We start from the raw sequence: 12,107 nt of genomic DNA, 5'->3' as shown, positions 1-12,107 counted from the left end.
GAAGAAAACTAGCCGAAGTGATCCATGCCACGGGTCGCCTTCTCCTGCTCCATCCATTCGGTAGGAATTTCGCGCCCCCAGGCCTCGTAAAAGGGTGCGAAAAGGAAGTGCGCTCCGCCGCGCTGTTCTTGTGTCGCGTCAAGCGTTATCCGCCCCTCCTTTCGGACCATGCGGGCAGACAACTGGATGGGCTCGCCCGTCTTGCGGACGAGGTTGGCCACTAGCCATTCTTCCCGCTCCGGTGCATCAACGGCACGCCGGTAAGGATTTGATGGCGAGTAAGGCGCACTCCAAACTTCACCGATCAAAATCACTGTATCAGCGCCTTTGCGAACGAGATCATGAGCTGCATTTCGCATCATGAGATATTTCTGACCGTGCTCTGCAGGGCGGAGCTCTGTCATATGAAGCATCGCTTTACCCTTGAAATAGAACATAATGGTGATGTGTCCGCCGTCCTTTTCAAGCATCACCCGTGCAGTCTTGAAAAGCGCGTCGAGAGTGGCTTCCGCACTATCGGACCCGCCAAATATATCTTTTGGCTCCAAACCATAGCGTTCCGTGAACCGGTCAGCCTGCGCTATCAGATCCTCGCGATCGATTTTCCGTTCGATCCGGTCAAATTCAACAGCCGTGCCATTAGCAAGCCAAACATCAAGTGAGCGGAGGTCTCCGTGCCCGATCATGCACGGCAGGCGGCCTTGCATGGCCTCGGCGTCATAGAGTTCGCCCGTCTCGACGTTTCGATGTTCTGGAACAGGAAGGCCGATTTGCCGGTGCGCATCATCAAGCAAGCGCGAGAGATGCCCATATGCGATGGCAACTGCATCAAGGAGCTCGAAATCCGGAAGCGTGTTCTCAATCCAGCGGCGCTGGATCCTGAGTACACCATCTTTCTTTATGTGATTGCCCAACTCGCTGTCCGGAATGCTCTTTACGAGTTTCCAAGGCGCATCGAACAATTCAGCAGGGACTTGTACGACTGGACCTTCGTTGAGGTGGGAGGCCACGATCTCTGCACGGATGAAACTGTGCGCCTCAAGGTCGCCCTGTTTTTCAATCTTGTTGCGGGCGTCAACCATCCATTTCATAAGCGGAATGGAACGGAATTCATTCTGCCATTTCATATACCAGTTATCGAAATCAGGAATGACGCGTTTGTTGTTTTGAAGGATGAATGACACGGTGCGCGACGTTTGAATGGCGGTCTGGATCGCCATGCGGAACGCCTCTGGGTCGAAGTACGCATTCTGCGCTAAGTGCCATTGATGGTGCAAATCTTCGAGGCGCTTGTGCACAGGCTCAAGCGGACAACCGTCAGTATGCTTTTCGGGTTTCTCGATCATAACCAACAACTATCATTATTTGTCGGCATTACCCAGGCAAAAGGCTGAAACATCTGAAGCCATTTTATGGATGTATAAGCGTGCTTGGCGGAATTTCATTTGCATTTCGAGCGGCATCGTCGAGGCAATCTGTGGTGGTTCGCCGATCAATCGAAATACAGCCATAGGGCAACTTGTGAAACATACCCAAATTGGAGTTCGCGCCCACGAGCACTTGGAAGCCAATTATGCCAGCGAAAAATCCTGCAGTGCCACCTACTAGGCTTTCCGCCGATGCCCAAACAGCGAAAGCTAGTACTAACACGCGAGGATCAGGCCCGCCAAGGCTGATCGCTGATAGCCCAGCCGATTAGGCTACTGAATATGGAAATTGACAATGCAACCCCAGGCCGGAGGAAAAGATTCATTATGGAAATTCCAAGTATATTTGATATCCATTCAAACAAAGCGTATTCACTTCTGTCAGGACGCTTGCTTTGCCGGATTGCCATGCCGCACAGTTCCATCCTCCGCCAAAGAGGATGATGTCGCTATCAAGTGACGGAGTCCAAGAAGACAAGAACGTGTATGGCTCCAGCCGACGTCATCCAAACCTCCCGGCAATCTTCAGCAACTCGGACGTCAGCACGTCAATGTCCGTATACGGGTCGTTCCCGTCATACTTGTTGAACCGTCCCCGAAGCACAGCCGCCCTCCGGGCTGCATCGGGAAGGCGGTCCTTGGTGTCGCGAAAAACCGTTTTGCTGTTCTTAACGTAGGTGGGATAGAATTCGGCCCGGCGGAGTGCTGCGTAGACCTCGTTCCGATGGATCGGCGCCAGGACATCACGGAAGTGAAGTAGAATCCACAATTCGAAATTCGGAACGGACGGAACCGACGTAAACGGAACCAAATTTCCCTCGTCATTTCTCAGTTTCCTATGGGTGGCATCGGCTTTTGACAGTGCATTGTGATAACTAGCGTGATCGTCCCGGTCAAAAACCACGTAGACGCGATCAAAAGCCTGGCTCTCATTGAACCGATCAATAGCGTATTCGACGATGTCGAGCGGAGACGTGCCGTAGTCGGAGGGAACCACCTCGATATCCGCGTTAGGAAGCCTCTTCTCGCGCCGGATGGCCTCAAAGTAGTTGACCTCGGTTTTTTCGCCTTCGCAAACAATCAACATGCGATCGTATGAGCGCTTCTTGCCTTTCGGTCGGGACAGGCGAGATTCGGTACGTTCAAAGCGGTGTTTTTTTGCCAAGGCTAGTGGTCCACCGTTCCGAGAATCGGGATGCCCCCATAGCGTCCACCCAAATACCCTTTCTCCAAGGCTTCACCCTTTCGGGGCGAGAATTCGAGTAACGGGAATAGATGTGAAACCTGAAAGGAATCCTTTTCGGTAAACCAAATCTGATCTCGCCGAAGCCTGCGACTTTCCAGAAGAGACACGTCATGGGTGGAAAAGACCAACTGAGCGCCCTTGGTGTTGATCTCGGGGTTATTAAACATATCGAGAATTCTTTGCACCAGAAGTGGATGCAGACTGCGGTCCAATTCATCTATGATCAGCAGGCGCCCACGCTGAAGAATATCCAGTATAGGTCCGGCGAGGCTGAAGAGAATTTGTGTGCCGGCGGATTCATCCGCGAACTCAAAATTGTACAGTTCCCCTTCAGTCATGTGCCCGAATTGCGGAATGTCGAACTCGGCTTCTTTGATTTCAGGTACGCCGGAGGTCAGGTTGACTTGGAATTGGCGTCCAGGACGTTTGGTTAGTGAGACTTGGGAGATACCGGTATCAGCCGCTGCAATGAGGGAAACCACGCGCTGCATATTGCTGGAGTTCTGGATATAGTTCGCTGAAAAATCGAACCCGATGCCTCCCCCGTCGGGAAAAATCGCCATCTCGTCGGAGAACTTCTGATACAGGGGCTTCAGCTGATCGCTGTTAAGTTGAATAGCGGTTGTTAAGAACAACGTCTCCTTACGAGTCGCGTTCTCCCAGACCTTCTTCGACCCAAGGAAATAGTCACTGTAGGTGTAGTCGTAGCGGCTTTTTTTCTTTTCGTTGTAAGTGCGGGAAAACCATACTTGCGGTTTGGCCTTTTCATACACGAGTAGCCATTCGCTGATGACACGTTGGCGCGTCAACTCGAATCCATACTGAAAACGCTTCCCATCAATGACAAAAGTCGCTTCGAACAACGTCGGATGGTTGGCGAAATCCGGGCGCATACGGAATGGGGTAAGGTTGTTTTCCTGATCCGGCTGCACCTGGTTGGACGTTGTTACCATCAACTGCATGAATTGAAGCGCACGGATAATATTTGTTTTGCCGCTTGCATTTGCGCCGTAGACCGCTACCGCATTGAGGGCACGCTTAACCTTATCCAGCCCAGTTTTGCGGGTATGGCTATCTTCCAATGTGGGATCGGCACTAGCCGCCAAACTCAATACCGCCTCCTCGCGGAAAGAGCGGAAATTTTTGACTCGAAACTCTAAAAGCATTTTTCAGTTCAATCCTGTTATAGGCTAATCATTTGCATAAAATGTGCGGAAATACAATTTATTTCGATCAAGCGTCCGAATATCAGGTCTTGGCGGCGGAATGGGGTGAGTGTGAATCAGCGCCGCTATCTGGAAAGCCAGTCGCTGCTTGGTTGAAAGGGATAGTTTCAGTAGAAACCTGGCCGTTACATCAAATTTACATGAGGGGGCTGTCTGGAAGTTGCCTTCATGCAATTTATTGAAAACAATGGTGCACTCGGCGGGATTCGAACCCACGGCCCCTTCCTTCGGAGCGGCCACAGGGGGCGTATTTCACAATCTTCATAAAGTTATAAATAAGTGTTATTCCGTCATTTTTTGATGTTTTGACTCGATCAATACTATATTTCTCATGTAACATTATGTATAAATTTGTTACATGAGAGTTACATGAGATGCCCAAGATATTCCTGACCGATTCCGTTGTTTTCGATGCGCGATGCCCGAGCGGGAAGGATCAGGAAATCTACTGGGACTACCCAGTCGGCGTCGATGGCCAAATCCGCAATGGTTCTGTGTCTGGCCTTGGTCTCCGCGTGACGGCTCTCGGTGCCAAATCGTTCGTTCACACCTATCAGTTCAACGGCAAACGCTACCGAAAGGCATTGGGATCGACGGTTGTTCTCAACGTCGCGTCCGCCCGATTGGCCGTAGGTAACCGTGAGCGGCAGCTGCAGGCAGGCGAAAATCCCGACCTCGATCAGACCGATCCACGCCGCGCCCATTTACTGACCGTTCGTCAGGCCATCGACCGCTATTGGGAAAGCCATGTTCACGAACTTTCCCAGGGATATCGTGACAACTTCGCCATGTTCGTTGCGAAATGGCGGCGCAGGGTGCCGAAGGTGGCAACCCGGCGCGGGCACAACGTGCGCAGGCGCTATGCCGATTTTGGATCGATGTTCGCCGATCGTCCACTGGCATCAATAAAGCCGCTGGACATCGAACGATACCAGAAGCAGTTTGCATCCCCTTATATGTACAACAGTGCACTACGGCACGTTATGGCCCTTTATAACTGGGCCATCCGGATGCAATTGGTTGACATGCGCAACCCTTGTGATCCGATCCGGAAGCGTAAGGTTTTACGTCAGCGCAGGGATTACTCCACCGAACAAATCCGACAGATCGCCGTCCACATCTTCTGTCCGGTTTTGGAAGCCGTACCGGAAACCGAAAATCTCTCAGGATTTGCCAAGAGGAATACCGCACTTGCCAAAGCGCATGCCATGGTCGCCAACGATCAGATGCTGGAGCTATGCAACTTCATGGGCATCCTGTTCCTGACCATGGCGCGCCCTAGCGATCTGTCGAAAGCCGCGTTTGATCACTTCGATCTGGAGAAGTTGGTCTGGCACAAGCACAATACCAAGGGGATCAAGCTGTCGCGCTCGATCTATGAATACGCCTACCGTTCGGTGCCGATCCACCCGAGGGTTGCTGGCATGGTGCGGTCCCAGCGTCAACGCTGGCCGCAAAGTGCGCTATTGTTCCCATCGCATACCGATCAAACCCGGCCGCGGGACAATTTCCGAAAGGGTTTCGACCGATTCAAGGCACTTCCCGGCGTGCCGGACTATTTCCAGATGTACGACCTGAAGCGGATCGCGATCTCTCTCATGCTGACGGGGCAGGGCGTGTCCCACGAAGCGGTCTCGCACTACGTGGACCACAAGGGCAACCTCGAAACCACGATGATCTACGACCTGGGCCTGGTCGATCCGCTGCGGCCGGTTACCGAAAAGCTCGGGGAAATGCTGGGTATTTGACCTATGCGATCGTCCCCGTTAAAAATTCTAGAATGGTGCCGCATCAATGGATGCTCACGCCCTCGATCTCCCCATATTTTGCGATGCGGCAGAGATGAGCAACAATGTCACGGCGAAGGCGGTCGCGATCTCCGTATGCGTTGCATATTTTGTGTACCGAGCGGCATATGTGGTCAAATTCACTGTCGGGCACGTCGGGGCTGGTGAATAGGTACCTCTTGTGTTCGACCACACGTATCAAGCAGCCGGTATCAAGAATTGCTTCGACAAACTCGGGTACTTGGTCCTTCCGCACATTTTGCTCCTCTGCTGATTACACCCTGGTGAGAGATACTGTCAGGGGGTGCGATTTCAAGATGCTCCGCCTTCAGTTAAGACTGCCATAAAAAGGCGCTCGACAGAACCTATGCAGTAAGCTGTTGACGTCATTTTTTCATTATGTGGAAATGAAGTAGGGTCGCCTCTTCACCTTTGCCCTGAATCCACCACCAACGAAAGCCCGGCCCATGGAAGCCTTGCAGGCGCTTGTCCTGACCAATACTCAGCTTCGCGATCTTTTGACAGATGCCGCGAGGGAAGGTGCGAAGCTCGCGGTCACCGAGCTGCGCGCCGACCTCCACCAAACACCGGAAGATGCCACGCTGCAGCAACTTCGTGCCTATCTTTCCGATCCTGCCCATATTCCCAATCCGCACGAGCGCTGGGCGCACGCTGATATCATCCGCCGGATCGAACAGACCCCGCGCGGCAATCCGAAATCCACAGCCTGGTTCATGAAGTTCCAGCGGGAAACAGGCCTGAAGGATTGCCGGAGTCGCCCAAGTCCGGCGCATGGACGCCGCAGGGAATGGACTTTCATGGATATCAAACTGGCGTGGGACGCCTATTATCGAGGGCGATAATAGCCAATGCTTTTTCCAGAGATTGCGAGTGTTGAATTGTCGGTCAGGCACTCACATCAATTGAAAATACGCCAACCTTCTCTCGTCCATCGGTATCACTCAGTTTTTCCGCTTGCCCTGCGAGCTTGCCAACTAGCTCAGAGAAGTTGAGCTTCTTCTTAATGCCCGGAAACTGCCACTTCTGTTTGCTGCCGGTATTTATGAGAAGCAGAACGCCGTTTCTCCGATTCTCGGGATAAAGATATTGCCCCACCAGCTGACTTTCTAAAGCTTCCAGCAAGTCGGCACCTGACCAATAATCAGCCTGTTTCACCTCGACGGCAATCTGGAATGGGCAGGTTGTTGAGGCCAGAAAGATGTCCGGCCTCTTTTCATTCCCAACGTGGTTTTCTTTCGCCGAGTGAAACCTGTCCGAATTGCTGTCGATAAGCTTACTCATGAAGGCGTCCCTCAAGGCACCTTCGTCTCGTACGCCTTTCGCGGCGATTGCTTTCAAGATTCCGAGCATTGAGGCGTCGGCACCCGTCAAATCATCGGAGATCCGCTGTAGCGCGTGCATTACTGCTTCATGCAACTGTCTTCCACTTTTTATGGGAGCCGTGAAGCCTTTTTCAAAGCTCAAGACCTCTTTCTCTTGCCATGGTTGTGGTTCGCTATCTCGCTCCAGCATGCGCTTTGCATGTTGGAGATACCAGCCGTCTCGCGCGGTCCCGTAGTTTGCTAACTCACAAACCCGAAAATAGGCTTCACTGCCTTTGCGGTTGGTGAGGGCGGAAAGAACAGCTCCTCGTCCTTGTTCCGCATAATCGATCTCGTCGAGCGACTTTACTCCTGATGTCCGTTCTCTTTCTGGAATATGGTCACGGGCCATCTTGTATAGAGAGACCAAATGATCCACTTCCAACTGTCTCAATATGGGCAAAGCAAGACCGTGGTGGTGAGGGTCGAAGAGCTTCCCTATAGCCGCCACGACAAACGCTGGACGTTGTTTTTTTGGCAGCTGTGCGCAGATCTCCAGAAGCCGCTGGGCTCCAGTCGTGTGATTGGCCACCATGAGGCCTGCCAGGCATTGTGCCGCTCTATGATATTCCTTCTCATTCAGCATGTGCTGAAGGTATTGTTCAAAAACATCAGATATATGAGTGCGATCCGACGCCAGCAATTCCGCTTTCATCAAAACTGCAAGTATCTGATCGGTTAGTTCGACGTTTGAAAGGGTTTCTGGTCTGATTGCGTCAACGATCCTGTTGAGCACTAAGCGGGGTATCTCAGTTGATTGTCGGGCATAATAGTAGAGGAAGCTGCGACCACTGGCGGAAGGGCCAGAGATTTCGCGGTGAATTTCCATAGCCACCAAGGGCAAGCCGATCTCAGGACGGCAATCAACAAGACGCTGAACCCAGTCGCTGTGGTGGTCATATACCCCAAATTGAATGACTTTACGCGCTGTGGCCTCTGGCAGTTCTTTGAAAGCGGGGAGATCATTGTGGAACTCAAGATAGGCACCGGTTCTGGCGTAAATCTGATCCCAATAAGATCGCTTTTCGAACAAAGGGATTATCGAGCGCCAATGTTTTTGAAGCGCCTGCTTATAAGCCGTTTTCACCTCTGGTGAGAACAAAGTGTCGAGATCGTCAAAATGGTCCACGAAGTGTTCGTCGCCAGCCCGCGACTGTCTACGTAATAGGTCAGACATGTCGTGAATATAACTGAGGCCGCGCTCTGGATCGTTTAGCAGACCTGGGTTTGCCTTAATCTTGCGCTGCAATTGAATCCAGGTGGCGTTATTCTTTTTCCGCCTACGTTCCTCTTTCTGCTTCAGATCCGCTTCACGCCTCTCCCATTTTTCCATTTCTTTGTCGCGTTTGGGGGGCGTAAGAAGCTGCTTCCAATAATCCAACAGGGGGATGTTATCGGAAATTCGTGCAGCTACCAGTTCTGGCGTTAGTTCGTCGTTTTGGAATTCGGCAAAATGCATCATTCGCCATAGAATGCTCAGTATCACCTTCCGGTCGTCTAGAAGACGGGAAATATCCTCAAGATCCGAGAACAACCAGCCGATATCGTTTTCAGCAAACGAGAGTGTCGGCCCACGAAAGGTATGAAGGTTCCAAATAGCAGTGACGTCTCTTTTTTCGGATGAATCTTCACGCGCATGCGCTGTTGCCTCCCACAGGAGGCTTCGCTTCAAGAGAGGCTTAGTTGCGAACAGTTCTCCGATTGGCACTTGCTCACGGCTGCGCGTATCCTCTTGACGATCGGCATTTGACAGGACGCAAAGGCATTTTGTCAGAGCTGGTGGGGGGGCTTCATCATCCAGTCGCCCGATGAGGTCGCGGCAAATAGGTTCGATGTGGCGTGCAATAAACAGGAAATGACGAGACACTTTGTAATATGTGGCGAGAAATGGCGGTCGGAGAGCCAACTCCGCCAGTTTTTCTGCAAAATCGAGTCTGTCGTTTTCGGGGCAATTGCGCCACAGCGTTTTCAGGTAGTAACCAAACCCTTCAATGCTTCCTTTTTCCGGCTTTTTGGAGTGCTCGATCACCTCCAGCAACTGTTTGGTTGACAGGTACTGGGGAAACATCGTTTCAGCAAAGTTGACCTGAAAGCGGATAGGCATTTCCCTGTAAGTGAGCATGAAGCGCTTTGCGAAATCACGAACCGCCTCGTCGTCACCAAGTTTGATCAGGCAATCCAGTGCCCATGGACCTTGGTGGCGGTTGGCGCAGGGGTTATCCAGAAGCTTCCTGACCGCACCTAGGCAGCCCGTCAGTTGACCGAACATCACCAATCTTACAAGGTCGCCCCTGAGGTCGTATTCATAATGATCCGGCCAAATTTGCAGAATGGTCGGCTCGAGTTCTTTATCCGCGAACATCCAAAGGCGTTCATTGGAAATGCTGTCGTCGCTTATCCTGTTTTCCGCATGGAGCTCCGCATATTTTAGAAGCAGATCGCGCCGATATGGGATTGGGATTGAGCCCGGATCACCATCGCGTATCAGAACGAGGGGTTCCCTTTCGATAATGTCTCTCAGGAAGCGTTCATCAAGGCATGCAAGCCATGCTGACGTCGGACGCAATGAAGGGATAATTGTTTCTTGATCGTAGGTTTTGACAACAAGCTGCTCTCTGACCGAGGAATAAGGGCAACCGTTTGCAAGCAGATGATTGAACCATACTGCCGCCAAGTATTCCATGGTCTCGCGGTGATGGAACTTTGCCCGCCCGAGGCTTGCTGGCGTGAAGATTCCTCGTCTGAGAAGGCTATGAACCATAGCCTCGTCCCAGTCGGGTAGAAGTGCGAACGGATCCAGTCTGGTCTCACCAGGTGCTTCATCCGTCCCCGATACCGAAACGTAGAGGGTCTTACCCAAAACCATGGCTGCCGCGAGGCGAGCGGCACCCAGTCTCAGGCGTTCAATCGATAAACCGTGGATTGTTGGGCGATGTTTTTGTTCCTCAATTAGGCGCTTATCGATCGTGAAGGAAATCATCTCCTTGCGGGCACCAAGTCGTTCTTGATGATCGTGCCAATAGCTGACGAAATCCAAAAGATCTTTGGGGCGGCTAGCCAATGGCAGCAGTCCGTTTCGCTCCAGTTCGTTTTGGAACGCCGTTGCGTTCACTACTCCTTTTGCCTCAATGAAGATCTTACGCTGTTCATCGTCCAATCCGTCCAGTACAAATATCTGAAACTCTCGCGAGAGGATTTCAGTTTCTGCGTTTTTGTCGACATCATTGCCACTGTGAGCGCCTTCAAGAAGCTCTATGAGGGCTTGTTCGCTATTGTGCTTTTGGACAGAAGGGTGTGTGACCAGAGCTAGCTTCTCGTTGAGAAGTGGAAGATCACGCTTGAAGTCCCAGTCACTCCAGCGGCAACTGATGATGACGGTTGCACGTTCTGCATGCCCGTGAATCGCCTTCTGAAGATTGATGACACACCGACGAAGGCTCTTGTTTGTGAGCTTCGCTTCATCCACTGAGTCCAGAAAGAAATAGCCGTGGCTATCTCCATCTTTCCAAGCCTGGAAAGCGGCAGCTTGCGATACATCAAGCGCGTCCTCGAAAGGCATAGCGTCGATATCCTCAATGGGAATAAAGACTGCAAAATGGCTAGCGTCATTTAACCGGACTGCTTGTTGTTTGAATTCCTCGGTTTTACCGTTGCCAGCTTCGGCCAGAATGACTGCTCTCCGCGTTTTCAGTACGGAATCCCAACCATAGTCTTGCTCATTGCCTAAGGCCCGTGCCACTTCGCGAGACGTGTGGAATTCGCTTTCATCCTCTTGGACGGGCCGAAAATTTCGGAACAACTGGATATATTCATTCGCTGTTGCGGATGATGTCACCGCTCTGTCCCCCTGCGCAGAATTTCCAGATAAGCATCATAGGCGAAGACACGGCGACGCTGTTTCCCGGTGATTTCCTTGACGATGCCCAATGTTTCAAGGTGCTTGAGAGCGGAATTCACGGTCGGCTCACTCAGCGCCAATTCGCTCGCCGCCTTGCCCGACGTGGTCAGGGCATGTTTCTGGAGATACTGGTGGACGACGGCAGCGGAGCTAGCCGCACGACCTAGGGTCTGGACCCTCTGGGTATCCTTTTCAAAGACATTGAGGATTTCATGGGCGGTCTGGACGGCTTGGCTGGCGGTTTCGGCCACGCCGTCGAGAAAGAAAGCCAGCCATTCTTCCCACTCCCCATGCGTCCGCACGCGTTGCAGGAGATCGTAATAGTGTTGCCGGTTGGTCTTGAAATAGAGGCTGAGATACAGGGTCGGCTCGCGCAGGATGTTCTCCGCGCACAGCAGAAAGGTAATAAGCAACCGTCCCAGACGCCCGTTGCCGTCGAGGAACGGGTGGATGGTCTCGAACTGGACATGGGCGTAGGCCGCCTTGACGATCGTCGGCAGGCCGTGCGGTTCGTGGAGGAACAGTTCGAAGTCATGCAAGCATTGCTCCAGCCGCTCTGGCGGCGGAGGCACGAACATGGCACGCGAGGGCCGGGCGCCTCCAATCCAGTTTTGGCTGCGCCGGAACTCGCCGGGCTGCGCGGACGCGCCGCGCCCTTTCTTCAGGAGCACTCCATGGATTTCACGAATGAGACGCAGGGAGAGCGGAAATCCGTCCCGCATGCGCTGCAAGCCATACTCCATGGCGGCAATGTAGTTTGAGACCTCCTGGACATCGTCCAGCGGGACCAGCGGCAACTCGTCGGCCTCGAACAGCAGCAGATCCGAAAGTGAGGATTGCGTTCCCTCGATTTGGGACGACAGAAGCGCTTCCTTTCGGATATACATGAAGATGAACAAGGCGGGGGACGGAAGAATGGAGGTCACCCCGTCGAGACGGCCCAATGCGAGATTGGCCTGTTCGATCAGGCTGGAAAATACCGTCAGATCGACCGGTGGCTTCGGCGGCAACGGATTGGGTACATAGGCACGGACGGTTTCGCCTCCCGTGGTCGATTCCATCCACTGTCCGATACGTGCCTTCACTCGCTGATCCTTTACTTACGATTTTCGTAAATAAAGGTTATCACCATATGTTTTCC

7 protein-coding genes are annotated in these 12,107 nt (G+C 52.5%); 2 read left to right on the top strand and 5 right to left on the bottom strand.

What is annotated here, in order from left to right; all coding sequences use genetic code 11:
- Positions 1-8: 8 nt before the first annotated feature.
- The 3 genes from ACU5AY_RS09095 to ACU5AY_RS09085 all read right to left on the bottom strand — a co-directional run bounded on the left by ACU5AY_RS09095 (position 9) and on the right by ACU5AY_RS09085 (position 3,839).
- Positions 9-1,346 (bottom strand): hypothetical protein, encoded by a 1,338-nt coding sequence (locus tag ACU5AY_RS09095; protein ID WP_446828816.1) that lies wholly within the window; start codon positions 1,344-1,346, stop codon positions 9-11.
- A 583-nt stretch (positions 1,347-1,929) separates the two neighbouring features.
- Positions 1,930-2,592 (bottom strand): RloB family protein, encoded by a 663-nt coding sequence (locus ACU5AY_RS09090; RefSeq protein ID WP_446828815.1) that lies wholly within the window; start codon positions 2,590-2,592, stop codon positions 1,930-1,932.
- Positions 2,593-2,594: 2 nt separating this feature from the next.
- Complete coding sequence (locus ACU5AY_RS09085; protein WP_446828814.1) at positions 2,595-3,839, bottom strand: AAA family ATPase; 1,245 nt, start codon at positions 3,837-3,839, stop codon at positions 2,595-2,597.
- 434 nt (positions 3,840-4,273) lie between these two features.
- Here ACU5AY_RS09085 and ACU5AY_RS09080 point away from each other — a divergent pair, with 434 nt between their 5' ends.
- Positions 4,274-5,647, top strand: coding sequence for a tyrosine-type recombinase/integrase (locus tag ACU5AY_RS09080; protein ID WP_446828813.1), 1,374 nt, complete (start codon positions 4,274-4,276; stop codon positions 5,645-5,647).
- A 506-nt stretch (positions 5,648-6,153) separates the two neighbouring features.
- Complete coding sequence (locus ACU5AY_RS09075) at positions 6,154-6,549, top strand: hypothetical protein (RefSeq protein WP_446828812.1); 396 nt, start codon at positions 6,154-6,156, stop codon at positions 6,547-6,549.
- Between the two features lie 43 nt (positions 6,550-6,592).
- Here the strand turns inward: ACU5AY_RS09075 and ACU5AY_RS09070 are convergent, their stop codons facing one another.
- The gene (locus ACU5AY_RS09070) at positions 6,593-10,903 is read right to left on the bottom strand and encodes a hypothetical protein (protein WP_446828811.1); all 4,311 of its coding nucleotides are present in this window, start codon (positions 10,901-10,903) and stop codon (positions 6,593-6,595) included.
- A complete protein-coding gene (locus ACU5AY_RS09065) occupies positions 10,900-12,027 on the bottom strand; it encodes a Fic family protein (protein WP_446828982.1) in 1,128 nt (375 codons plus the stop codon). The genes ACU5AY_RS09070 and ACU5AY_RS09065 overlap by 4 nt, the downstream gene beginning before the upstream one ends.
- Positions 12,028-12,107 lie beyond the last annotated feature (80 nt).

Source organism: Rhizobium sp. PAMB 3174, from assembly GCF_052908375.1.
Note: the sequence above shows the minus strand (reverse complement) of the source record. Positions and strands in the feature narration are given on the sequence as shown.